This is a genomic window from Faecalibacterium sp. I3-3-33 (assembly GCF_023347295.1).
GTDB lineage: Bacteria > Bacillota > Clostridia > Oscillospirales > Ruminococcaceae > Faecalibacterium.
Window position 1 is genome coordinate 2404763 of record NZ_CP094469.1, and the last position, 22987, is coordinate 2427749.

Genomic DNA, 22987 nt, shown 5'->3' on the forward strand with positions numbered 1-22987 from the left:
TTTTTATTCTTTTACCACAGGCGGATGACCTTGATAACGCCCTCGGCCTTATCGCGGGCCAGCTCCAGATGGTGCTGCAGCGCCATGGCTGCGCCGTCCCAGTCCCCTGCCAGAGCAGCGTCCAGAATTTGCAGATGCTCCTCGCAGGTCTGCTCCTGATTGATCATGCTCACCTTGCCGGTCATAATGCGGAAACGGGTGTTCAGACCGGTAATGCGGTCGTAGGCAGCGCGCAGATACTTGTTGGGCAGGGTGCTCATCAGCAGTTCGTGGAAGTCATCGTCCGACTCGCAGAAATCCTCAATGCGCTCGCTGTGGTGCATCAGTTCGGCGTAGGCCTCCAGCTGCTCCCGGGGGATGGCGTTGCCGTAAGTACGCAGGGCGTAGGGCTCCACCAAAAGACGCATCTCAAACATGCTGTGCACGTCCTCTTCGGTGATGCCGGAGACCATCAGGCCCTTTTTGGGCAGAATGGTGATCAGCCCCTCCTGCTCCAGACGCCCCAGCGCATCCCGCATGGGGGTGCGGCTGATGTTGCCCATCTCGGCGCAAAGCTTCTGCTCGTTCAGAAACTCGTTGGGGCGGTACTCGCAGTTCAAAATCTTGGTTTTGAGGTACTGGTACGCCTGTAGCTTCAGGCTGAGCTTTGCCTGTGCTTCCTGCTCTTTCATAAGCACACTCTCCTATTCTTCGTTGTCTTCTTCTCCAAAAACGTTCCAAAACGTCCGAACCGGCAGCGCAAACCCACCGCGGCCGGTTTCTTCTTCTTCATGTTCAGCCAGCTTGTATCCCGGCTGCAATCCAACCACTTTATCCAGTATATTATTTCACATTAGGGCATTTTTTACAAGACTTTTTGCTTAACTTTGGCGTGTTTTCCGTTTTACACAAAGATTACACCCCATTTTTGCTGCTTTTTACAATGTTTTTTGTGCTTGTCGCCAAACAGACCGACTTTCTGCCTGCTTCTTTTGCATCCAAGAGCAAACTGTGCTACAATAGGAATAAAAAACAACACATCTACACCGGAAAGGACCGAATTTCTCATGGCACGAAGCGATGGCTACAACACCCGCACCCGGCAGCTCATCTTGGATTACCTCATCAACAACCGCCAGCATGCAGTAAGCGCCTCCAACATTCTGGAGCATCTGGAGGCACAGGGCGCAAGCCCCAACCCCACCACCGTGTACCGCTATCTGGACAAGCTGGCGGGCGAGCAGCGCATTATGAAATATGTAGCTGACAAGGGCGAGCGGGCGGTGTTCCAGTATGTGGACGAGGGACGCCACTGCCGGGAGCATTTGCACCTCAAGTGCGTGCAGTGCGGGCGCATCTATCACCTGGACTGCCATTTTATGGATGAAGTGCGCGCCCACCTGATGGCAGAGCACGGCTTTACCCTGCAATGCGAGGGCAGTGTGCTGTACGGGCTGTGCCGTCATTGCGCGCAGAACGCGGCACCGTCCGCAGCGGAAGAACAGCCTGCAAAAAAATGCGCCTGCTGTGTTGACACGGACAAAAACCCGTGATACAATGCAGACAATAAAAGCGTTGACCGGGAAAAGTAAGGCCTCAGGTTTTTCTTGCAGAGAGCGCGGGACGGTGGAAACCGCGCAGAAAACGAAGCCCGAAGAACACCCGTGAGCCGCTCCCTGAACCTGCGTGTGCAGCAGTAGGGGCAGACGTGCGCCGCTCGTTATCGCGGCAGTGCTTTCAACGGGGAGAGCGCACAAAAGTGACCGGCGTATTGCGTATGCCGGTAATTTAGGTGGCACCACGGATACGGCAGCATATTCGTCCTAGGACTATGGGATGAATGTGCTGCCGTATTTTTATTTTTATCGTTTTTACAAGAGGGGTAAGAAGTATGTGTTGTGTTATGGGTTATACGGGGCACGACCTGAGTGCCGAAAAGTTCAAAGAGTATCTGCTGCGCACCGTGGACCGCGGGCCGGACGACCAGCGGGTGGTGGAGGGGCCCTACGGCTTGATGGGCTTTGGGCGGCTTGCCATCATGGGACTGACCCCGGAGGGGATGCAGCCCTTTTACCGGGGCGCTGACTGCGTGGTGTGCAACGGCGAGCTGTACGGCTTCCGGTTCGAGAAAGAGATCTTAAAGCGCCGTGGCTACAAGTTCTGCTCCGACTGCGACTGCGAGATTTTGCTGCCGCTGTACTACGAGTACGGGCTGGATATGTTCCGCCACATGGACGCGGAGTTTGCACTTATTATGTATGATTCCCGCAAGGACAGGCTCATCGCCGCCCGCGACCCCATCGGCATCCGTCCGCTGTTCTACGGCTACTCCAAGTCCAGCCACAAGATTGCCTTTTCCTCCGAGATGCGCAACCTCATCGGCTGGTGCGATGATATCCGTCCCTTCCCCATTGGCAGCTACTACTGCGACGGCCGCTTTGTGCGCTACGAGGACATCGCCGATGTGCCCGCCCCCATGCAGGACGACATGCCCACCATCCTGCAGAACATCCGCGAGAAGCTGATCGCCGGTGTGGAAAAGCGGCTGGACGCCGATGCACCCGTAGGTTTCCTGCTCTCCGGCGGGCTCGACTCCTCGCTGGTGTGCTCCATTGCCGCCAAGAAACTGGGCAAGCCCATCCGCACCTTTGCCATCGGCATGGACACCGATGCCATTGACCTGAAATACGCCCGGCAGACTGCGGACTATCTTGGCAGCGAGCACCACGAGATCATCATCAACCGCGAGATGGTGCTCAGCAGCTTAGAGGAGGTCATCCGGCTGCTGGGTACATGGGATATCACCACCATCCGCGCCAGCATGGGTATGTATCTGCTGTGCAAGGCCATCCACGAGCAGACCGATGTGCGTGTGCTGCTGACCGGCGAGATCTCGGACGAGCTGTTCGGCTACAAATACACGGACTACGCCCCCACCGCCGACGCCTTCCAGCAGGAGAGCCAGAAGCGCATCCGTGAGCTGTACATGTACGATGTGCTGCGGGCAGACCGCTGCATCTCCTCCAACAGCATCGAGGCGCGGGTGCCCTTTGGCGACTTGGATTTTGTGCGCTACGTCATGGCCATCGATCCGGAAAAGAAGCTGAACCGCTACGGCAAGGGCAAGTATCTGCTGCGCAAGGCCTTTGAGGGCGACTGGCTGCCGCCGGAGATCCTGTGGCGCGAAAAGGCCGCCTTCTCGGACGCCGTGGGTCACAGCATGGTGGACGACATCAAGGAGTACGCCGAGAGCCTGTACACCGAAGAGGAGTTCCAGATGCGCCGGGCAAACTACTCGGCACACTGCATGCCCTTTACCAAGGAAAGCCTGTTCTACCGCGAAATTTTTGAGAAGTACTACCACGACCAGAGCCGCACCATCGTGGGCTTCTGGATGCCCAACAAGGCATGGCCGGGCTGCAACGTCAACGATCCCTCTGCCCGCGTGCTGGCAAACTACGGTGCCTCGGGCGTGTAACGGCCAGAGCATTTTCAGCAGAAAAAAGTCTTTATCATTGCGGAACACCGGAGCATCTGCGGACGCTCCGGTGTTCCATTTTTACGCAAAAAAGCCCCCGCCGACAGAGGGAAAAAAGTGTCGGCGGGGGCTCAGGAAAATGTCAAATCAGGGGTTCAGGGCTCAGTCGTCTGCGGCCTCGTCCAGATTGCCCAGCTTCTTGGCCTGCTCCACAACGGCAGGCACCAGCATCTCGGGCAGGGTCTCATAGCGGGCGAACTCGGTGGTGAACCAGCCACGACCCTGCGTGGTCTGACGGATGAAGGTGGTAAAGTTTGCAAGTTCTGCCAGCGGCACCTCGGCAATGATGGTCTGCAAGCCGTCCTCGTCCGGCTCCATGCCCAGCACACGGCCGCGGCGCTTGGTCACATCGCCCATGATGTCGCCGGTGTTGTCGTTCGGCACATGAGCTTTCAGGGTGTGGATGGGCTCCAGAATGACGGGGCCGGCCTCCGGCATAGCGGCCTTGTAGGCCAGCTTTGCGGCCATGATAAAGGCCATTTCAGAGCTGTCCACCGGGTGGTAGCTGCCGTCCAGCAGGGTAGCCTTCAGGCCAACCACGGGGTAACCGGCCAGCACGCCCTTTTCGGCAGCCAGACGCACGCCCTTTTCCACGGCGGGGAAGAAGTTCTTGGGCACGCTGCCGCCGAACACCTTCTCCTCGAACACCACCTGCTCGCTGTCGCAGGGCTCGAAGTTGATGATAACGTCGCCGAACTGGCCGTGGCCGCCGGTCTGCTTCTTATGGCGTCCCTGCTTCTGGCAGGCCTTGCGGATGGACTCGCGGTAGGCGATGCGGGGAGCTTCCAGACCGATCTCCACGCCGAACTTGTTCTTCAGCTTGGCCTTGACCACGTCCAGATGCTGCTCGCCCAAGCCGCCGATGACCTGCTGATGGGTCTCGGCGTTGTTGATGTAGCACAGGGTGGGATCTTCTTCCATCAGGCGTGCCAGTGCGCTGGAGATCTTGCCCTCGTCGCCCTTCTTGGCCACGGTAACAGCCATGAACAGGCTGGGCTTGGGGAACACAGGTGCGGGCAGCTTGACCACGCGGTCTGCATCGCACAGGGTATCGCCGGTCTTTGCGCTCACCAGCTTTGCCACTGCGCCGATATCACCGGCACCGATGCCGTCGTTTTCAATCTGCTTCTTGCCAAGGACGGTCAGGGGCTTCGTGATCTTTTCCACCTCGCCGGTGCGGGCGTTGGTCAGCGGTTCGCCTGCGGTCACCTTGCCGCTGATGACACGCAGATAGCTCAGCTTGCCCACGAACGGGTCGGCCACGGTCTTAAAGACGTAGGCGGCAGTGGGCTCGTCTTCGGTGCAGTGCAGCTCCACCGGCTCACCGTTGGCATCCTCGGCCAGCGTGCTGGCTTCGTGCTCCGGGCTGGGCAGCAGCTTGTGCATATTGAACAGCAGCATATCCAATGCCTGCATATTCACGGCGCTGCCGCAGAACACGGGGGTGATCAGGCCGTCCTTAACGCCCTTGCGCATACCCTCCACGATCTCCTCGGTGGTAAAGGGCTCGCCGCCGAAGAACTTTTCCATCAGTTCATCGTCAGTTTCTGCAATGGCTTCGCCCATGGCCTCGATCAAGCCCTGGAAGCGGTGGCCGATGTCAGGCAGGTCCACCTGGATCTGCTTGCCGCCCTCGTACTTGAAGGCCTTCTGGCTGAACAGGTTGATGTACACGGGGGTGCCGTCATCCAGCTTTGCGGGCACGACACAGGGACAGACGGTGGAGCCGAAGCGGATCTTCATATCCTCAAGGATCTTGAAGTAGTTGGCGTTTTCCAGATCGCACTTGGAAACGAACACCATGGTGGCCTTGCCGTTCTTGCGTGCCAGCTGGAACGCCTTTTCTGCGCCCACGGTAACGCCGCTGCGGCCGGACACACACACCAGCACGCTCTCGGCGGCGCGGATGCCCTCGTACTCGCCTGCTTCAAAGTCGAACAGACCCGGTGCATCGATCAGGTTGTACTTGATGCCCTCGTACTCCACCGGCACAACGGACGCCGACAGGCTGGCCTTGCGCTTTGCTTCCTCGGGATCAAAGTCCGAAATCGTGGTGCCGTCCTCAACCCGGCCCATACGCTCGGCAGCGCCCGAAAAATAGACCAGTGCTTTGGTCAGCGTGGTCTTGCCGCTGCCGGCATGGCCGGCAATCAGAATATTGCGGATGTTGTTGCTTGCGTATTTCATATCGGTTTTTCCCTCATTTCCGCCGCACGGAGCGTTCTCTCCGTTTTTGTGGCATATTTTACAAAGATAATACCACATCTGAAACGATTTTTAAATATATCGTTTCAAATTTTAGCAAAAGCGCCTGCCAAACTTCCGGGCACTGTTTTGTGCAAGTTGACATTCGGGTGCAAAACGGGTGGGTAGAAAAAGCAGAACTCCCGGCAGCGCGTACAGGTGCGAGACCGGGAGTTTTCGTTGCAAATATGCGGGTTTTGTGGTATGCTGTAAGTGCCGCTTCGGCGGTGAAAAGGCGCTGATTGCATAATCGGTGGTCTAGCTCCTTCCGGCTGCGCGCCAGAGGGGACGAAAAACTTTTTGCTTCCCCTGACGCGAAAGCGGAAAGGGGGGATGCTTCATGACGTTTGAACAGGTCGTGTTGCTGCTCACGCTTCTTGGCGGAGCAGTTTACATTACCTTCGAGATTACATGGACGATTTCCAACGGCAAAAAGAAATGACCGCTCATGCCCTCAGAAAGCAAGCGGTCATTCTTTACGACTGATTAGCCGGATGAGGAGCTGACCATTGCAGTCAGCGCTCTTTCTATTCGTAGTATAGTCTATTTTTCCGGGTTTGTCAAGCCGCAGACCCACATGAAGGGGCAGGAGGTTTTACGCGATGAAACGCGAGGATTATATCAACTGGGACGAATATTTTATGGGCATTGCGCTGCTTACCGCCATGCGCTCCAAGGACCCCAACAGTCAGGTGGGCGCGTGTATCGTAAGCCCGGAAAACAAGATCCTTTCCTTGGGCTACAACGGCATGCCCATGGGCTGCAGCGATGACGAGATGCCTTGGGAGCGGGAGGGTGCGCCCTTGCAGACCAAATATATGTATGTCTGCCATGCCGAGCTGAACGCCATCCTCAACAGCGCCCACAACAACCTGAAGGGTGCCCGGGTGTATGTGACCCTGTTCCCCTGCAACGAGTGTACCAAGGCCATCATCCAGTCCGGCATTGCCGAGGTGGTGTACTACGGCGACAAATACCACGACAGTGATTCCAGCATTGCAGCGCGGTTCATGTTCGAGCACGCCGGTGTCCGGCTGACCCCCTATAAGCCCACCGGACGCCGGGTAGAACTGGAGTTGTAAGCTCCCTCTTGACCTTCCCGATGCAACGTACTATAATAGAACCACAACTTGAATAAATATTCAAGAGCGTTTGCATAGAGAGGGAAATATACAATGGAACTGAAAAATCGGAGCTTTTTGAAGCTATTGGACTACACCCCTGCTGAGATCGGGCAACTGCTGGAGCTGGCCGCTGACCTGAAGGCCAAAAAGAAGGCCGGTATCCGTCACGACCAGCTGCGGGGCAAGAACATTGCCCTGATCTTTGAAAAGACCTCCACCCGCACCCGGTGCAGCTTTGAGGTGGCCGCCCACGATCTGGGCATGGAAGTGACCTATCTGGATCCCTCCGGCAGCCAGATCGGCAAAAAGGAATCCATCGCCGATACCGCCCGGGTGCTGGGACGGATGTTTGACGGCATCGAGTATCGGGGCTACGGCCAGCAGATCGTGGAAGATCTGGCGCACTACGCCGGTGTGCCGGTGTGGAACGGCCTGACCAACGAGTTTCACCCCACTCAGATCTTAGCCGATTTCCTCACCATTCAGGAGCATTTCGGCCATCTGAAGGGCATTCACTTCGTTTACTTCGGCGACGCCCGCTACAATATGGGCAACAGCCTGATGGTGGGCTGCGCCAAGATGGGTCTGCACTTCACCGCCTGTGCACCCAAAAAGTATCAGCCCGACCCCGCGCTGGTGGAACAGTGTCAGGCCATTGCCGCCCAGACCGGGGCTACCCTCTCCTTTGAAGAGGACCCCGTCAAGGCCGCAAAGGGCGCAGATGTGCTGTACACCGATGTGTGGGTGTCCATGGGTGAACCGGTAGAGGTTTGGGCTGAGCGCATCCACGATCTGGCCCCCTACCAGATCAATCAGGATCTGATGAATATTGCCGGCCCTGATGCAGTATTTATGCACTGCCTGCCCGCCTACCACGACCACAAGACCACCGTGGGCAAGGAGATGGGCGAGCGCTTTGGCCGCGACGCCATGGAGGTAACCGACGAGGTGTTCGAAGGCCCCCAGAGCATCGTGTTTGACGAGGCCGAGAACCGGATGCACACCATCAAGGCGGTCATGGCAGCCACCTTGGGGTATGAGGAATGATGTATTCCGCTTATGCGGAATATGATGAGCCTACGGCAATGATGTTGTGTGCGGTGCGTACAAATGATAAAATGCGCAAGCAAAAACCCTGCGTGATTTTTCACGCAGGGTTTTTGCTGTTGTTTTCCATTATATTCATGCCTGCGCAGCAGGTGCATCATTTGTTCCGCAGGAACAACCTCATTGCGCAGCACATCATTGCCGCAGGCTCATCATTCTGAAACTGCATTCTGCAGTTTCAGCACGCCTGCCTGCGTCAGGCGCTTACGCAGCAGCGCACCCACGATGCAGGACACCACGATCTTGCCCAAGTCCAGTGCAATGAAGGGGTAGACGCAGACGGTCAGCGCGTAGCCCAGCTCGCACTGCATCTGAAACACGAACCATGCGGTGCCCAGCACATAGCAGGCGGCATCGCCCAGCACCAGACCCACAGCGGAGATCACCGGGTTGCCCTTGCTCTTTTCAATGAACATACCGCCAATGAAAGCCAGCAGCAGATAGCCCACCAGATAACCGCCGGTAGGGCCTGCCAGCTTGGCAAGACCGGCACCGTAGCCGGAAAACACCGGAATGCCGATGGCGCCCAGCGCCAGATAGATAACCACACTCAGGGTGCCGAACTTCGGCCCCAGCAGCCATGCGGTCAGGCAGATGACAAAGTTTGCCAGCGAGATGGGCACGGCTCCGATGGGCACGGTCAGCGGGCCAAGCACGCACAGCACGGCAGCCATCACAGCGGTAACAGCCATCTGGTAGGTAGTCAGTTTTTTGTCTTTCATAGTCAGTTTTCCCCTCTGTTTTTTCGTTTTGCAAGGCATCTGTGCCCGAGTATACCGCACCGGTGCGCCGCAGGTCAACGGAAAAGTTTGCAAAGGGTTTACAATCAGATTTTTGATTGTAATACTGTGGAAAGTATGTTAAAATAAAAATGCCGCCGGAAACGGCGGCGGGTGCTGTCTGCATAAAAAGGTGGTCTAACGTCCTCCGGCAAGTGTCCGGGGGCTGTGAAACCTTATTGCTCGGTTCCCCCGGACGCAAATGCGAAAGGGGGGGATGCGTCATGGTGTTGAATGATGTTCTGCAACTGCTTGTCGTCATCGGCGGTACAGTGGGGATCACGTTTAAAATTTCATGGGCAATCTTTCAGGAGATCCATAACAATAAGAAATGACCGCCCACAGTCTCGCAAACACTGAGCGGTCATTCTTATTGACTACTTAGCCGAAGGAAACTGACCCTTGCAGCCAGCACCCTTTCTATTTGCAGTATAGCCCATTTTGCACGAAATGTCAAGAAAAACACGGAGGTTCCCATGGGTGGAGGTCATGTATCGCGGCCGGATTTCGGGATGCCGCAGCCGGATGCGGCGTACCCGCTGACCGAATTCTATCTGCTGGCGCAGCAGGCGCTGGAAAAAAGCGGCAGCTTTATGCTGCCCGCCCTCTACGCAGGGCTGCACGCCCCCGCCCGGCGTATCTACCGGGAGGAAGCCGCCGGGTATTTACAGCTTGCGGCAGCTCCGGCCGAGGGCCTGACCCGGCTGCTCTCCCCTGCCCGGATGCAGCTTTTATACAGCAGCTTACAGGTGCAGCCGGACGGCACCCCCGCCGCCCTTTTGCTGACCGAGGAGTGCACCCGCCTGACCGTGGCAGTGCAGCTGCTGCCGCCCTTTGTGTGGGAGGACCCGCTGCCGCCGCTGCCGGATGTTCCGGCGGCGCTCACCCTGCAACTGACCATGCAGGACGTGATGGCCATCGACACCGCCCCTGCCGCACTGGCGCAAAAACTGGTGCACAGCACCGATGGCAAATGCTGGCTGCACCACCCCAAGGCCGAGACCTTTCTCTCCGAGCGGCTGGCGCTGCTGCAAAGGATCTATAAATAATGAAGGAACCGCCGTACATCCCCGTGTGCAGCAATTCCTTGTCCATGAGACGATTTAAATGGCCTCCGCGTTGCTCTGGCCATATTCAGCGGAAAGACTATTATTTATATTCGTGTTTGTCGCACTCTGCGGAGTGCGACAAACACATTCTTAGTTTTTTACACGGGGTCTCCTCTTTTACTTTTTTGCGATTCCGTGGTATACTGACCGGTAAACCGGCAGGATATCCAACCTCTGTCGGAGAACGTGGACGTACCTTGCGGCCCGGTGCGTCCAGCACACAAAAAATGGAAGGATCCGGGTTTTGTTCTGCAATAATCGGGGATGCTGAGCCGTATATTGAGTGAACGTCCCCGTGAGAACCACAAACATTCCATCGAGAAGCCCGCTTCCGGGCATCCAAGGAGAGTTTATAACAATGGGACAGCTGACCAGAAACGAAGTATTTACCTTGGCGGTGCAGCGTTACAGCGACACCGTCTACCGCACTGCGGTGCATAATTGCCGCTGCGCAGCCGATGCTGAAGATGTGGTGCAGGATGTGTTTGAAAAGCTGCTGCACTACAACGGCATCTTTGAGAGTGAGGAGCATCTCAAAGCATGGCTGCTGCGGGTGGCCATCAACCGCTGCCGGGATCTGACCCGCGCCGCCCACCAAAAGGACACCGAACTGGACGAGAACCTGCCCGCCCCCGATGTTCTGGAAGAGGACGGCAGCGTGCTGGATGCCATCCGCACGCTGCCGGAAAACTACCGCAATGCCATCTATCTGCATTACTACGAGGGATACACTGCGGCAGAGATCGGGCGGATGATGGCGGTGCCCACAAACACGGTACTAAGCTGGCTGCGGCGCGCACGGGCACAGTTACATACGATGCTGAAGGAGGAGATCGAAGATGAGGTGGTATGAATATAAGATGGAGGTCGATGACCTGACTGCCCCGGACGATCTGAAGGCAAAACTGCTGGCCATGACCGACACCCTGACTGCGGAGGAAAAGGCTGAACCCATGATGGCCGCCCCTGCCCCGCAGACCGCTGCACCCGCAGCACCCCTGAATATCGAACCCAAGAAGAAAAAGCCCATCCACTTCCCGGTAAAGCAGCTGGGCACGCTGGCCGCCTGTCTGGCCGTGTGCGTGCTAGGTTACAGCACCCTGCATCTGGGCATCGGGATGGGCAGCGCCAAAAGCAGCGCACCCGCCCTGTACGCAGCCGAAGGCGCTGCCGACAGCTCCGCTGCCTCTGTGGCAGCAGGCGGGTTTGATCTCCAGCACGCCGCGCTGGACAGCGCCCCCGAGGCGGTGAATTATAGTCTGGAGGCAGACGACCGTTCTCTGGAAACGGAGTACAGCGGCACCGGCAGCACCGAGGCTGCTGCCCCTGCGGTGGATAGTGCCAAGATCATCTACACCGCCAACCTGACGCTGGAAAGCAAGGACTACGAAGCAGCCCGCAGTGCGTTGGACAGCGCCCTTGCCGAGGCGGGCGGCTATCTGGAATCCAGCAGCGAGTACACGCGCACCGGTTCCAGCCGCTCGGTCAACCTGACCTACCGGGTGCCGCAGGCCAACTACCAGAGCTTTCTGGACGCTGTTGCCGCTGCCGGCAATGTGACCTACCGCAGCCAGCAGGCCGATGATGTGACCACCCAGTATATGGACGTGTCCGCGCGGCTTGCCAATCTGCAGGCACAGCGCACCCGCTTACAGCAGCTTCAGGCACAGGCCGAAACTCTTTCCGACCTGTTACAGATCGAGGATTCCCTCACCGAGGTGCAGTCCCAGATCGAGAGCTGGCAGAGCCAGCTGGACTGGTACAGCAACCAGGTGCAGCAGTGCACCGTGTATATCGACCTGAACGAGGTGCAGACCTACACCCCTGCGGACGAAGGCTTCTTCTCCCGCATCGGCACCGCCTTTACCTCCGGCTGGGGCAACTTTGTGAACGGCTTGCAGCAGCTGGTGGTGGCGCTGGCCTCCGTTTGGCCGCTGGCCGTGCTGGCGTGCGCTGCGGTCGCCCTTGCGCTTGCGTGGCGCAAAAAGCACCCGAAGAAGTGACCTCATAAATTTTCCACATAAAGGCTTCCCCCGGCTGGGGGAAGCCTTTTGTTCCACCCCGCTGAAAACGACCACCCCTGTCCCGCCGGGCTGCTGCACCGGGAGACAGGGGTGGTTTTTGTTATATTTCGCAGTACTTATTACACTCCGGAATAGGCCGAGAAGCCGCCGTCCACCGGCAGGCAGATGCCGGTGATGAAGCCCGCTGCATCATTGTTCAGTAGGAACAGCAGTGCACCCACAAGGTCCTTTTCGCTGTCGCCGAAGTGTCCCATGGGGGTGGCGGCAAGGATCTTTTTGGTGCGGTCGGTGGGGGTGCCGTCCTCGTTGAAGAGCAGCTTTGCGTTCTGCTCGCTGGCAAAGAAGCCCGGCGCGATGGCGTTGACCCGGATGCCCACCTTGCTGAAATGCACCGCCAGCCACTGGGTAAAGTTGGTCACAGCAGCCTTGGAGCCGGAGTAGGCAGGGATCTTGGTCAGGGGCAGGTAGGCGTTCATGCTGGAAATGTTCAGGATGTTGCAGCCCTCGCGGCCTACCATCTGGCGGGCAAAGGCCTGCGTGGGCAGAAGCGTGCCGATGAAGTTCAGGTTGAACACCATCTCCACGCCGCTCTCGTCCAGATCAAAGAAGGTGACAGTGTCGCTTTCCAGATCGGCCATCTCAAAATATTCCTTGTCCGTGTTGGCACGGGCGTTGTTGCCGCCTGCACCGTTCACAAGGATATCGCAGGGGCCAAGGTCTGCCAGCACGTCCTCGGCTACCTGCAGGCAGTTGGCCTTGTTCATCACGTTGCAGGTGTAGCCTTTGGCGATGCCGCCCTCGGCTTCGATCTCGTCCGCAAGCTCCTTGAGCTTATCCATGTTGCGGCCCAGCAGCGCCACCTTTGCACCGGCGCGTGCCAGCGCCTTGGCAAAAATGGAGCACAGCGTGCCGCTTGCGCCGGTGACAACGGCTACCTTGCCGGTGAGATCGGTGTTCAGTACATTCTTTTCCATAACATCCTCCTGTTACAGCCGTATTCATTGGCTAGAGTATAACAGAAAAAGACGGTCTTTGCCAGAACATTCTTATTATAAAATGGGAATATTTTACGCTTTTTCGTGGTCAACAAGCACGATATCTTCTGGATGCCGTGCAGACGGAATCGTGCAAAATCGCAAAAATGACCGTTTATGTATAAGTATAGGAACGCAAAAAACAGGTTGAACTTATAAAGTTCAACCTGTTTGGTGGTTGCGGGGGCCGGATTTGAACCAACGACCTTCGGGTTATGAGCCCGACGAGCTACCAGACTGCTCCACCCCGCGATATTTACTTTTTGCCTTTCAGCGGTTCTCGCTGACTGCTCAAGTATAATACCACAGGGCAGGCAGAATGTCAACCCTTTTTGAGAATTTTTTTCGTTTTATGCGCTCCGGGTCTTGCGCAGCGCCAGAGCGTATAAAAGCCATACCCCGCTGCCGTGGGATCGGCCTGCGGGGTGCGGCTTTTTATGATGAAGGAGAAAGAAGATAAAAAAGAGAGGGCTGGACGATGCCAGCGCTCTTGACAAGGAAAAACACAAGGTTCTTTATTATAATAAAGCTATAAGAACATAATAAAGGCAATTATTTGAAATTTTTGAAAAAACAGAAATCATTTTGATGATGTGGAACGTTTTAATAGACAGGAAGGGGGTGAACCGTATCCAGACAGAATTATTGCTGCGGAAAGCGCAGAGCGGAGATACAGGTGCGCTGGACACTCTGATTACAGCGTACTATCCACAAATTCTGAACTATTGCCGTTGGCATACAGCGGACGAGCAGCAGGCGCAGGATGCAGCACAGGAAACCTTTTTGAAAGCGGTGCGCTGGCTGGATTCCTGTGGTGGATTTCAGGGGGCATTCCGTCCCTTTCTGTACAAAATCGCAAAAAACATTTGCATCGATCTGAACCGTACGATGGAGCGGACGGAGGTATCACTGGAGAGCTTGCCGGGCGAACCCGCCTATCAGGAAAGCGGCTTTGCTGCGGCAGAGGAGAAAGCAAACCTGCGAGCGCTGACGGCCCAGCTGGAGCCAGAACAGCGGGAACTGGTATTGCTGCGGTTCGCACAACAGCTTAAATTGCGGGAGATCGCGCAGATCACAGGTCTGCCCCTGCGCACAGTGCAGTCCCGCCTGCGTGCCGCATTGAAAACCTTGAAAATGCAATTGGAAAAGGAGGACTGGAGATGAATCGAGCCTTTGAAAAAGAACTGTCCAGAGCACTGGCGACAGAGCTTGACACAGCCGCACCGAAAACGCTGCTGCGCCGCTGCCGGGCGGAACATGTCGTAAAACAACGGAGTGATTGGCGTGATTTGCTGCACTGCCAGTTCAAATTGCTGGGCTGGAAGGTCTGGGCGCTGGAAGCAATGGCGGCACTGACGTTGTACAGTGTGGGTCGGGAACTTGCCCTGTGGGAGAAGGCATGGACATTACGCAATGCACTGTTTGGTCTGAGCACACTTGCCATGCTGACAGCCCTGCTCGGTCTGCCGTTTTTATACCGGGCAAGTCAATATAAGATGCTTGAACTGGAACAAGCCACATATGCAGGAATCGGTCGTCCGCTGGTGATGCGGTTTTTGCTGCTGCTGGCGGGGGAAACGATCCTGCTGGGAGTGCTGGTACTCAATGTGCGGGCAGCCGTGCCATGGAGCATCGGGCAACTGCTGGCGGTGCTGACCGTGCCATTCCTGACCGCAAACAATGAGCTGCTTCTGCTGCTGCGCTGGGTGCGCCCGGAATGGATGATGACCGGGGCTGTACCGCTGTTTGCAGGGCAGCTGTGTTTGCTGCGGTTCGTGCAATTATCGGAACTGCCGAAAGGTCTGCCGCTGGCGGCGGGCGTGCTGGTGCTCTGTATGGTGTTGCAGTGCATCCGGCTTGCCGCCCGGTCAGAATATATTGCAGAAGGCTGAAAGGAGCAAGTCATGGAACTGAAAATTCAGAATATTACAAAGCGATACCGGGATAAAACGGCGGTGGATGATGTGTCCATCACTCTCACGCCGGGTGTGTGGGGACTGCTGGGGGCGAATGGTGCAGGCAAAACAACCTTAATGCGGATGCTGGCGGGCATTCTGCGGCCTAGCAGTGGCCGGATTTTGTGCGATGGGGTGGAGATTGGGACGCTTGGTGCGGCCTACCGGGAAAAGCTGGGGTATCTGCCGCAGGAATTCGGGTTTTACCCGGAATTCACGGTGCAGGACTATCTGGAATATATGGCGGCGCTCAAGGGTCTGCCGCGCACAGAGGCTGCCCGGCAGATCGACGCGCTGCTGGAGCGGGTAAGCCTCACTGAGGTGCGCCGCAAAAAGATCATAAAGCTTTCCGGCGGTATGAAGCGCCGGGTAGGCATCGCACAGGCACTGCTCAACGACCCGGAAATTTTAATTCTAGATGAGCCCACGGCAGGGCTGGACCCCGGAGAACGGGTGCGCTTCCGCAATCTGCTGTCGGAGTTTGCGCAGGAACGGATCGTTCTCATTTCAACGCATATCGTTTCGGATGTGGAATACATTGCGGCCGAAAATGCCGTGATGAAGGCTGGCAAAATCATTGCACAGGACACCACCGAAGGGCTGGTAAAGCAGATCGAAGCCAAAGTCTGGCAGGGGAATATCCCGATGGAACAGCTTGCCCGGTGGGAATACCGGCTGCGAGTAGTGAACCTGCGCAACGAGCCGGACGGAACGGTAACATTGCGGTATCTGGCGGATGCACCGCAGCTGCCGGACAGCGTCCCGGCACAGCCCCGGCTGGAAGATCTGTATCTGTGGCTGTTCCCGGAGGAAATGGAGGAAGCAAAATGAACCTGTATCGTTTGGAATTGAAACGTGTGTGCAAAACCCGTATGACAGCTATTCTGCTGGCCATTGCGCTGGTGCTGGCCGTGGTCATGGCATATCTGCCGGTGACCTTTATCGGCTGGACGGAACTGGATGCCAGCGGAAACGAAGTGCGTTACACGGGTCTGAAAGCAATCCGGAAACGGCAGGAGCAGCAGGTATCCGGTACCATCACGCCGGATGTCATGCAGGAAGCACTGGAAGCCTATCAGCGGGTGTACCGGCAGTATGATGCAAGCTCCATCAACGATATCCCGGTCGAGGTATTTTATAAAGAACTTGCCCGGTATCAGCCTCTTGTGAACAACGCAAAGGAAGCCTTTGCCGACTTGAAAACCGGCATGGCACCGGGCGTGATGGGGCTGACCGCAGAGGATATGCAGAACTTTTACAGCCAGCTCCCCAAACGGCTGGAATCGGTGATCTGGCTGGAACAAAGCGGAAAGCCCGGCTATGAGCAGGCGCAGGCCATTGCACAGAAAAAGTTCGATGCTGTACAAAAACCGTTCACCTATTCATTTGGGGTCAGTTCAGACGCAATGGATTACCAGACCCTGTTGAGCTTGCTGCTCACCCTGCTGTGCGCAGTGATTGCAGCCCCGGTGTTTGCATCGGATGCACAGACCGGAGCGCAGGACATCCAACTGTGCACAAAAAACGGCGGTCTGCGGCTTGCAGCGGCAAAGCTGGCGGCGGCGTTCAGTATCACAGGGGCGGCGTATCTGCTCTGCGGCGTGGTGTGGATCCTGGTCACGAATGCTTTGTTTGGTTGGGAAAGTACCCAAACTTCCGTGCAATGGCTGTTTTCTGTGACCAGCCTGCTGCCGTATACCGTTGGCCAGATGGAGTGGGTCATGCTGGTGGCAAACTTCCTGATCTTCTTTGCGGAGGTGGCCTTTGTGCTGATGGCATCCGTATGGGCCAAGAACAACCTGACCGCTTTGTCTGTGGCGCTGATCAGTGTGGTGGCACCGCTGATTGTTTATATGGTCGTGCCGGGCTCCTTCGGAGAATGGCTATCCACCCTGCTTCCGGCAGGGGGCATTGGACTTTCCAACGCATTACTGTATAAAATGATCGGCTTTGATTTTCTCTATGCAGGCGGGCATGCCTTCTTTCAGGCAGATGTACTGCTGGCATCGGCACCGATCAAGATCGTTCTGCTCGTTGGATTGGCAGCATGGGGGTATCTGCGAAAGACCAAGGTGGCTTAAAAGGAAACGCTACTGAAAAAAGTTCATCGGATGCATAGAAAACTGCATCGGATGAACTTTTGTGTCCTAAGCTCCCTGCCATGAATTATAGTTGTGAATGTACATTTGATGCGTGGTCTAACATTCTTTCCACAACTTTCTCGTATTATCTTTCAATAATAAGCACAAAGGCAGGCACACCATGTTTCCACAGTGTACCTGCCTTTTTCGTCTTTACGAGTTCAGTGTACCTACTACACCAATCCGCCTATTCGATTCTTACACCACACCGCTTTGTAAGGCTCCTTTTCGGGAAAACGTCCCCAAATTGGTGTAGTTGTGGTGTAGTACCGCAGATGCCGCTTGAAATTCGTTCAAAATTTCATCGTATCTGCGCCTTAATTTTGTATTTTACTGCTCAATGGGCTTCATCGTGGGGATGTCATCGACGAACAGTTATAAGCCTTTATTTCTTGATATTACTCTACACCGCAAGGGTTGATTTTTACCCTTCCATTTACATCTCTACACAAGCCTTTATCCGAACTGTATCGTTTGGCGTATGAATTGGCGTAAATGGCGTATGGCGTATTTGGCGTACGCTTTATTTTTATTCTTCAGGGTCTTTCCACTGCGCGAACTGGCGGTCAAGGTTTTCAAATTCAGACTTCCGCAGTTCCTTGGTCACATCTGCATAGATGTTCAAAGTGGTGGAAATATCCGAGTGTCCCAACGCATCCTGAATCACCTTGATGTTCACGCCCGCTTCGCACATCCGGGTCGTGAACGTATGCCGCAGGGTATGACAACTGAAACGCGGCAGAAGAACGGTACTGTCCGGGTCTTTGGCAAGAACTTCATCGTTGCAGTCGCGGATGATGCGGCGGATCGCTTTATTCAGCGTTCCCTGATGCTGACATTCACCAAAACGATTGATGAAGATGAAGTCCGTATAGCCATCCACCGTTACCGTGCAATGGATCTCTGCTTCTTCCTGATAGGCACGTTCCTTTTCAAAGGCTTCTTTCACGAAGTCCATCATCGGAACAGTGCGGACCCCGGCCTTTGTTTTGGGCGAGTGGCAGTTGAAGTAGCAGCCCTTCTTGCCGCCGTTGTTCTCACGGTGGTCGTAGTTGACCAGCGTGTGATTGACGGAGATCGTCCCTTCCTCAAAATCCACATCGCACCAGCGCAGACCAGTGGCTTCTCCTACGCGCAAACCAGTTCCCAGCATGACCGCGAAAATCGGATACCAGTGCTGGTACTTCGGCGTTTTGGAGAGGTAGGACAGCAGCAGATTCTGCTCTGCCACGGTCAGTGCCTTGCGGCGGTTGGTTTCAAACTGGTGTGCCTTTTTCAGCTCCCGCAGAACATTGTCCGAAGGGTTGCTCCGCAGATAGCAGTCATCCACCGCCATGTCCAGCACCTGATGCAAAACCGTGTGTACGCTGTCAATCGTAGAGATCTGCAAGCCCCGCTCATCCGCCAACGTGTTGTAGAACTGCTTCACGTCCGACTTCTTGAGCGCAGACACCTTCGATTTGCCGAAATCCGGCTCCACGAACTGCCGATAAAGGTACAGATAATTCTGAAAGGTGTTGTCCTTCAGACCACGCTTGACCTTTGCCCACAGGGTGAACACATCGTTCAGGGTGACGTACCGTGCTTCTGCCTTGATGCCTTCCAGCGAATCTCGCTGAATGTCGTTTTCCTTTTCCCGAAGTTCCTCTAAGGTCGCGGCATAAATAGAATGCCGCTTGCCATCCGGGGAAGTCCAACGGAAATCGTACTTGCCATCTTTGCGCTGGGATTCCCCTTTGCGGAGAACCACACGCGCCTTGTCTTTGCGTTTCGTATTCTGAGTTGTTGCCATGAGCGTCGCTCCTTTCTACATTGCGGTACAGAAAAGAGCGTTGTTCTGTGTTCATAGTACCACAGATACGCCATTCTCTGCAAGACGTTTTGAAAAATATCCGGGACATTTTCAAAGCGAGTACATTCGCTCCGTATATTCATCCAGCTTGCGCCGCTTGATGAGCCGCTTGGAACCCACCCACAACACGAACTGGCAATGTTCGTTATCCGATAATGAACGCAGCTTGTTGATGCCAATGCCGGAATAAGCCGCAGCTTCTTCCAGCGTCAGATTGCTCTTTTCCCAAATCGGGACATCTTTCATAGGCAGACCTCCAATTCCTTGTAACCGAACGCCTGTAACCGGGCAGGAAAACTCTCTTTTTCTGTACGCAGGACATTCGGTGGACTTTATACTTTTTATTATCTTTTTAAGGTTACATGGTTACAGAAAGCGGAAAACGCAGCAATCATGCGGCTTTTGCGCTGTAACTGCTGCGTAACCGAATCTGTAACTGACCGTGTAACCGCTGTCCATCAGAAGGGAAAGCCCAGTTGCTTGGCTTCCGCATCCGTTATTTCGGAGAAATTTTCAGCCCCGGTTTCGGGGCTGGTTACGCGCTCCCAGCCTTTCTGAACGCCGTACTTCGGGTAACGCTTGGCGGTCTTGTGCGCCTGCCAGCCTTGGATATCGCCGCGCGAAATGCCCGTGTTCATGATCTCGCAGATAGCACGGGTTTCCCACTCTGCCGGGATGTTGGTGTTGCCCAGCGCCTCCGCATAGAGCTGCTTGGAACACACCCGATCACCCGTGTAGTCTTCCAGAAAGGCATAGATCATGCCAGCCTGTGCATCTTCCTGCATGAAGTCCTGCTGATGGGCTTGCAGCGTTTCCTGCATGGCAGGGCTGAACGCCAGCTTATAGTCTCCGCTGTTGTAGATGGTCATAGCTTCTGCCCAGAGCTGGTCGATATAGGCACGGGATTCCTCCTCTTTGTCCAGAATGTGAACTTCGGCCAGTTCCGCATCAACCGGAATGGGAATGAATCGACGGTTGCCCGTGCGGTCACGGGGCAAAAAATCCTGCCGATTTGTCGTACCAGCAAAGACGCACTGGCGCAGACGGTCGGCAGGATGGGTCTCGTAGGGGATTTTATAGGTTTCCTTCTGCTTGCTGAGAAAGCTCTTGATTTCCTCAATGCTCTTGGCGTTGGCGGTGGCGATCATCTCTGACATTTCAATGATCCAGTGACCTTGCAGTTTGCGGTACACGTTGTCATCGTCCAGCCGCCGCAGGTCGTCCGAGAACCACTCGTCTTTGACCGCCAGCAGACGAAAAAAGCTGGACTTTCCCGCTCCCTGACCGCCCACCAGACAGAGCATGGTCTCAAATTTGCATCCCGGCTGGAATACCCGCTTGATGGCTCCCAGCAGGAAGATCTTCATGGCTTCGCAAGTGTACTCGTCCTCCGCAGCACCGAGAAAATGGTGTAGGACGTGGGCTATCCGCTCTGTTCCATCCCATTTCAGACTGTTCAGATAGTCCCGGGTGGGATGATAGCGGTTCTCGTTGGCAACGATGCGGATAGCAGATTCGATTTTCTTTTCGCTGGAGATGCCGTATTTTTCCATTCGGCGCAGAATATACTTCATGTCGGTATCGTTCAGGGTCTTGCCGGAGCGGGGCCAACCTACAGGCTTTACAATGTCGATGCGCTCGCTCAACAGGTTCAGCCGGATGGCATCAGCAAGCACATGGTCGTTCTGCAAAATCGTGATGCAGTTCTGAATCGTTCGCTGGATCTCTCCGTTGGAGTGCTTGGTGAGCATTTCTTTCACGTCCGCAACGGTTCGGGGAGTGCGTTCTTCGTTGACTTCTTTGCTCAATAAACATCACCTCGTACTATTATTGAAAACAATTATCTGGCTTTTCGGCGGTAGGCGGCGCAGATGGCTTCCGTTGTGCCTGTTCTGCCTGCAAACGGTTCAGCAGTTGCAACACCGAATCCCGTGCCTTTTCCTTGACCTGCTCTTTGCCTTTCTGCCGGACTTCCGGCTTCAGCAGAGCCTTCTGCAAACGGGCAGAAGCGGTCTGCATCGTCTTGAGAAACTTGTTCAGAACACCGTCCAGATGCTTGGCGGTGTACTCCCGTGTAGCCTGTGGTGCTTTGCGCTCCGGCGATAACACCCACTTTTTCGTGTCCTCGATCATCCGCATATCTTCCTTCCGGGTCTCGGTGCGCACTACGTCCGTCACGACCTCCACTGCCTTGTCGTAGGCCGCAGCCGAAACATCTTCCAGCAAGGTCTCCATATCCGAAACTTTCAGGGTCAGCTCGTCCAGCCTGTCCTGCTGGGCGGCAAGCTGCTCCTTTTGCTTGGCAAGGATAAAATCCTGCTTTTCGAGATACTTGCGGTTGCCGTACTCTGCTTCTTCCTCCAGATCCAGCCCATGCCGTTTTGCAATCTCGAACAGCATTTTCCGGCAGGCGGCATCAAAGGTGATCTTGCGGTTATTCCTGCGGCTGAGGGTCTTGTCCGGGTCGGGCAGTTCAAAGCCCAGTGCTTCCAACGCCTTTTCCTGCTGGGGAGCTACCTCGCCGTACTTGTTCTCACAGTCGAACACATGGCGCTCATGGATGTGGGGCGTGCTTTCATCCAGATGCAGTGCCCAGTCCAGCACATGAACGTGTTCGCCAAATTTGCCCTTGAACTCGTCAATGAACTCCGTGACGATGTTCAGCAAGTCCTCTGCCGAAGCGTGTTCATCCAGCGTTCCAAGTTGGTAGATCGTCTCTTCCGGACAGGTCTTACGGCTGGACAACAGGTCAGTAATGGAGCGGTTGCGCTCCGTGTGCCGGATTTTGGCGTTGCGCTCGTTCTGGCTTTCAACGAAAGCCGTGTACCGGCTCTCGTAGAATTGCCGTTCCACATCCGAGAAGGTCGCCGCCAGATCATCTGGGTTGGGTGGAGCGAGAGCCGAGCGGAAACCGTGGAAGCAGTCCCAGTAGATGTTGCCCTTGGCTCGTTCAGGGTCGATGTGCTCACTGTTGGCAAGGTTGAAACTGCGGTCGTTGTGCTTGGGGTTGTAAGTGCCGTGGGTTCCGGCTCGTCCGTTGTGTCGTGTTAATTTCAGATAGACATCCCTCCGTTTCAACAGCTTGGCGGGGAAAGCGCAGCAGCGGAGCTGCTGGATCTGCCGCTGTTTTGCGCCAGATAATACCCAGTAGGATATGACGCACAGCATCATATCACTGGGCAAGGCGTTCCCCCTTGACTCCCTTCACAGGGCTGCGGTCTCGCCTGTCGGCTCGGTCGGTGCTTCAAAATGCCTGCGGCCTTTTGAAGTCGCCACTGGCGACCCGCACCTCTGCACTCTTGCTCCGGGCAAGCTGACAGGCACAGATTTGCGAATCCCTGCCCGCAGCTCGTCCGGCTTTTTCAGTGGGCTATTTTGACCCACTGATTCTGTTACGGTCAGAATCAGGTTGTCATCTTGGCAACCTGATTTTCAACGACCTTGAGGCGTTACAGGTAGAATCAAGTGCTCATTTTGATCACCTGATTTTTACGGAGTGGGGGTGACGTGTTACAGATAAAACCGAAGTTCTCAAAATGATAACTCCGGTGGCTTCGTTACGGCTAAAATCAAGTTACGGAAAGCGGAACTTGATTTCAGATGACAGTCCAAATTCCCACTGTGGGGATTTGGGAGTAAGCGATTAGGCGTTACGGTAAAGTGGTACTTCCCAAAATGGGAAGCACCACTTTACAGGATAGAAGCAGCATTCGCTTTACGCTGGCGGTAGCCTTTCTGCCGACAGGCATTGCTGCAATATCTGGCATCTGCCCGGATCGGTAAGAACTGCTCCCCGCAGCAAGCGCAGGTGTACGTTCCACGTTCGGCACGCTTTTTAAGGCTTTTCCGCAGATTCAACATCTTGTGGCCGCAGGTCTGAAAGCTGCAATATTTGCGGTTTCGGGTCTGGGTGTAGATGACCTTGCGGCAGTATTCACACTGGATTCTGCGCACACTGGGGTCGCCATCAATGAAATATTCCATCAGAGTGTCCTGATTTTCGCGTTCCCATTGTTCTGTTGTCATAGAAATCCTCCTTTGGTTGTTACGGGTGTGTGGTGGATAATGAAAAGCATTATTTGCCCAAACGTTACAGATGCG

21 protein-coding genes, 1 tRNA gene and 1 other annotated feature are annotated in these 22987 nt (G+C 55.4%); of the genes, 12 read left to right on the top strand and 10 right to left on the bottom strand.

The window, feature by feature from the left end; translation table 11 throughout:
- Positions 1 to 11 precede the first annotated feature (11 nt).
- Positions 12 to 671 carry a GntR family transcriptional regulator gene (locus MTP39_RS11325; protein ID WP_249240586.1) on the bottom strand — a complete coding sequence of 220 codons (660 nt, stop codon included), beginning with the start codon at positions 669 to 671 and terminating at the stop codon, positions 12 to 14.
- 375 nt (positions 672 to 1046) lie between these two features.
- On the opposite strand from MTP39_RS11325, the gene MTP39_RS11330 reads away from it, so the two are divergent.
- A complete protein-coding gene (locus tag MTP39_RS11330; protein WP_055186382.1) occupies positions 1047 to 1532 on the top strand; it encodes a Fur family transcriptional regulator in 486 nt (161 codons plus the stop codon).
- A 13-nt stretch (positions 1533 to 1545) separates the two neighbouring features.
- Positions 1546 to 1808: a binding site (T-box leader), on the top strand.
- Positions 1809 to 1870: 62 nt separating this feature from the next.
- The gene (gene asnB / locus MTP39_RS11335) at positions 1871 to 3457 is read left to right on the top strand and encodes an asparagine synthase B (protein WP_249240587.1); all 1587 of its coding nucleotides are present in this window, start codon (positions 1871 to 1873) and stop codon (positions 3455 to 3457) included.
- A gap of 162 nt (positions 3458 to 3619) precedes the next feature.
- Here the strand turns inward: asnB and MTP39_RS11340 are convergent, their stop codons facing one another.
- Positions 3620 to 5704, bottom strand: coding sequence for an elongation factor G (locus tag MTP39_RS11340; RefSeq protein ID WP_249240588.1), 2085 nt, complete (start codon positions 5702 to 5704; stop codon positions 3620 to 3622).
- A gap of 659 nt (positions 5705 to 6363) precedes the next feature.
- On the opposite strand from MTP39_RS11340, the gene MTP39_RS11345 reads away from it, so the two are divergent.
- From MTP39_RS11345 to MTP39_RS11355, 3 genes are all read left to right on the top strand, one after another.
- A complete protein-coding gene (locus tag MTP39_RS11345; RefSeq protein ID WP_005920543.1) occupies positions 6364 to 6843 on the top strand; it encodes a deoxycytidylate deaminase in 480 nt (159 codons plus the stop codon).
- 93 nt (positions 6844 to 6936) lie between these two features.
- Positions 6937 to 7932, top strand: a complete 996-nt coding sequence (gene argF / locus MTP39_RS11350) for an ornithine carbamoyltransferase (protein ID WP_249240589.1) — start codon at positions 6937 to 6939, stop codon at positions 7930 to 7932.
- On the top strand, positions 7929 to 8153 hold the full coding sequence (locus tag MTP39_RS11355; RefSeq protein ID WP_249240590.1) for a hypothetical protein: 225 nt from the start codon (positions 7929 to 7931) through the stop codon (positions 8151 to 8153). The genes argF and MTP39_RS11355 overlap by 4 nt, the downstream gene beginning before the upstream one ends.
- Here the strand turns inward: MTP39_RS11355 and MTP39_RS11360 are convergent.
- A complete protein-coding gene (locus tag MTP39_RS11360) occupies positions 8145 to 8714 on the bottom strand; it encodes a biotin transporter BioY (protein ID WP_249240591.1) in 570 nt (189 codons plus the stop codon). The two genes, MTP39_RS11355 and MTP39_RS11360, sit on opposite strands and share 9 nt — an antisense overlap.
- A 533-nt stretch (positions 8715 to 9247) precedes the next feature.
- Here MTP39_RS11360 and MTP39_RS11365 point away from each other — a divergent pair.
- From MTP39_RS11365 to MTP39_RS11375, 3 genes are all read left to right on the top strand, one after another.
- The gene (locus tag MTP39_RS11365) at positions 9248 to 9820 is read left to right on the top strand and encodes a hypothetical protein (RefSeq protein ID WP_249240592.1); all 573 of its coding nucleotides are present in this window, start codon (positions 9248 to 9250) and stop codon (positions 9818 to 9820) included.
- Positions 9821 to 10238: 418 nt separating this feature from the next.
- The gene (locus tag MTP39_RS11370) at positions 10239 to 10733 is read left to right on the top strand and encodes an RNA polymerase sigma factor (RefSeq protein WP_249240593.1); all 495 of its coding nucleotides are present in this window, start codon (positions 10239 to 10241) and stop codon (positions 10731 to 10733) included.
- A complete protein-coding gene (locus MTP39_RS11375; protein ID WP_249240594.1) occupies positions 10720 to 11883 on the top strand; it encodes a DUF4349 domain-containing protein in 1164 nt (387 codons plus the stop codon). Before MTP39_RS11370 ends, MTP39_RS11375 begins: the two co-directional genes overlap by 14 nt.
- Before the next feature lie 140 nt (positions 11884 to 12023).
- Here the strand turns inward: MTP39_RS11375 and MTP39_RS11380 are convergent, their stop codons facing one another.
- Positions 12024 to 12878: an SDR family oxidoreductase gene (locus MTP39_RS11380; protein WP_249240595.1), complete on the bottom strand. Its 855-nt coding sequence runs from the start codon at positions 12876 to 12878 to the stop codon at positions 12024 to 12026.
- Positions 12879 to 13113: 235 nt separating this feature from the next.
- A tRNA-Met gene (locus tag MTP39_RS11385) sits at positions 13114 to 13190 on the bottom strand.
- A 336-nt stretch (positions 13191 to 13526) separates the two neighbouring features.
- Between MTP39_RS11385 and MTP39_RS11390 the strand changes: the two genes are divergently transcribed.
- Genes MTP39_RS11390 through MTP39_RS11405 form a run of 4 tightly spaced genes read left to right on the top strand, consistent with a single transcriptional unit; the run spans position 13527 to position 16974 of the window.
- On the top strand, positions 13527 to 14102 hold the full coding sequence (locus MTP39_RS11390) for an RNA polymerase sigma factor (RefSeq protein WP_249240596.1): 576 nt from the start codon (positions 13527 to 13529) through the stop codon (positions 14100 to 14102).
- A complete protein-coding gene (locus tag MTP39_RS11395) occupies positions 14099 to 14830 on the top strand; it encodes a hypothetical protein (RefSeq protein ID WP_249240597.1) in 732 nt (243 codons plus the stop codon). Before MTP39_RS11390 ends, MTP39_RS11395 begins: the two co-directional genes overlap by 4 nt.
- 12 nt (positions 14831 to 14842) lie before the next feature.
- The gene (locus MTP39_RS11400; protein ID WP_112090847.1) at positions 14843 to 15724 is read left to right on the top strand and encodes an ABC transporter ATP-binding protein; all 882 of its coding nucleotides are present in this window, start codon (positions 14843 to 14845) and stop codon (positions 15722 to 15724) included.
- Positions 15721 to 16974 carry an ABC transporter permease subunit gene (locus MTP39_RS11405; RefSeq protein ID WP_249240598.1) on the top strand — a complete coding sequence of 418 codons (1254 nt, stop codon included), beginning with the start codon at positions 15721 to 15723 and terminating at the stop codon, positions 16972 to 16974. Before MTP39_RS11400 ends, MTP39_RS11405 begins: the two co-directional genes overlap by 4 nt.
- Before the next feature lie 589 nt (positions 16975 to 17563).
- Here MTP39_RS11405 and MTP39_RS11410 read toward each other — a convergent pair.
- The 5 genes from MTP39_RS11410 to MTP39_RS11430 form a co-directional block, all read right to left on the bottom strand.
- Positions 17564 to 18826 (bottom strand): tyrosine-type recombinase/integrase, encoded by a 1263-nt coding sequence (locus tag MTP39_RS11410; RefSeq protein WP_249240599.1) that lies wholly within the window; start codon positions 18824 to 18826, stop codon positions 17564 to 17566.
- Between the two features lie 111 nt (positions 18827 to 18937).
- Complete coding sequence (locus tag MTP39_RS11415; RefSeq protein ID WP_207697709.1) at positions 18938 to 19132, bottom strand: excisionase; 195 nt, start codon at positions 19130 to 19132, stop codon at positions 18938 to 18940.
- A gap of 212 nt (positions 19133 to 19344) precedes the next feature.
- The gene (locus MTP39_RS11420) at positions 19345 to 20637 is read right to left on the bottom strand and encodes a virulence-associated E family protein (RefSeq protein ID WP_249242061.1); all 1293 of its coding nucleotides are present in this window, start codon (positions 20635 to 20637) and stop codon (positions 19345 to 19347) included.
- A 76-nt stretch (positions 20638 to 20713) separates the two neighbouring features.
- Positions 20714 to 22057, bottom strand: coding sequence for a hypothetical protein (locus tag MTP39_RS11425; RefSeq protein WP_249242062.1), 1344 nt, complete (start codon positions 22055 to 22057; stop codon positions 20714 to 20716).
- Positions 22058 to 22576: 519 nt separating this feature from the next.
- Positions 22577 to 22912: a hypothetical protein gene (locus MTP39_RS11430; protein WP_149794481.1), complete on the bottom strand. Its 336-nt coding sequence runs from the start codon at positions 22910 to 22912 to the stop codon at positions 22577 to 22579.
- Positions 22913 to 22987: the final 75 nt, after the last annotated feature.

Excerpts from the sequence above, each read along its gene's own strand:
- MTP39_RS11325 (WP_249240586.1), bottom strand. The coding sequence starts at position 671 with ATGAAAGAGCAGGAAGCACAGGCAAAGCTCAGCCTGAAGCTACAGGCG.
- MTP39_RS11330 (WP_055186382.1), top strand. The coding sequence starts at position 1,047 with ATGGCACGAAGCGATGGCTACAACACCCGCACCCGGCAGCTCATCTTG.
- asnB (WP_249240587.1), top strand. The coding sequence starts at position 1,871 with ATGTGTTGTGTTATGGGTTATACGGGGCACGACCTGAGTGCCGAAAAG.
- MTP39_RS11340 (WP_249240588.1), bottom strand. The coding sequence starts at position 5,704 with ATGAAATACGCAAGCAACAACATCCGCAATATTCTGATTGCCGGCCAT.
- MTP39_RS11345 (WP_005920543.1), top strand. The coding sequence starts at position 6,364 with ATGAAACGCGAGGATTATATCAACTGGGACGAATATTTTATGGGCATT.
- argF (WP_249240589.1), top strand. The coding sequence starts at position 6,937 with ATGGAACTGAAAAATCGGAGCTTTTTGAAGCTATTGGACTACACCCCT.
- MTP39_RS11355 (WP_249240590.1), top strand. The coding sequence starts at position 7,929 with ATGATGTATTCCGCTTATGCGGAATATGATGAGCCTACGGCAATGATG.
- MTP39_RS11360 (WP_249240591.1), bottom strand. The coding sequence starts at position 8,714 with ATGAAAGACAAAAAACTGACTACCTACCAGATGGCTGTTACCGCTGTG.
- MTP39_RS11365 (WP_249240592.1), top strand. The coding sequence starts at position 9,248 with ATGGGTGGAGGTCATGTATCGCGGCCGGATTTCGGGATGCCGCAGCCG.
- MTP39_RS11370 (WP_249240593.1), top strand. The coding sequence starts at position 10,239 with ATGGGACAGCTGACCAGAAACGAAGTATTTACCTTGGCGGTGCAGCGT.
- MTP39_RS11375 (WP_249240594.1), top strand. The coding sequence starts at position 10,720 with ATGAGGTGGTATGAATATAAGATGGAGGTCGATGACCTGACTGCCCCG.
- MTP39_RS11380 (WP_249240595.1), bottom strand. The coding sequence starts at position 12,878 with ATGGAAAAGAATGTACTGAACACCGATCTCACCGGCAAGGTAGCCGTT.
- MTP39_RS11390 (WP_249240596.1), top strand. The coding sequence starts at position 13,527 with ATGATGTGGAACGTTTTAATAGACAGGAAGGGGGTGAACCGTATCCAG.
- MTP39_RS11395 (WP_249240597.1), top strand. The coding sequence starts at position 14,099 with ATGAATCGAGCCTTTGAAAAAGAACTGTCCAGAGCACTGGCGACAGAG.
- MTP39_RS11400 (WP_112090847.1), top strand. The coding sequence starts at position 14,843 with ATGGAACTGAAAATTCAGAATATTACAAAGCGATACCGGGATAAAACG.
- MTP39_RS11405 (WP_249240598.1), top strand. The coding sequence starts at position 15,721 with ATGAACCTGTATCGTTTGGAATTGAAACGTGTGTGCAAAACCCGTATG.
- MTP39_RS11410 (WP_249240599.1), bottom strand. The coding sequence starts at position 18,826 with ATGGCAACAACTCAGAATACGAAACGCAAAGACAAGGCGCGTGTGGTT.
- MTP39_RS11415 (WP_207697709.1), bottom strand. The coding sequence starts at position 19,132 with ATGAAAGATGTCCCGATTTGGGAAAAGAGCAATCTGACGCTGGAAGAA.
- MTP39_RS11420 (WP_249242061.1), bottom strand. The coding sequence starts at position 20,637 with ATGCTCACCAAGCACTCCAACGGAGAGATCCAGCGAACGATTCAGAAC.
- MTP39_RS11425 (WP_249242062.1), bottom strand. The coding sequence starts at position 22,057 with ATGATGCTGTGCGTCATATCCTACTGGGTATTATCTGGCGCAAAACAG.
- MTP39_RS11430 (WP_149794481.1), bottom strand. The coding sequence starts at position 22,912 with ATGACAACAGAACAATGGGAACGCGAAAATCAGGACACTCTGATGGAA.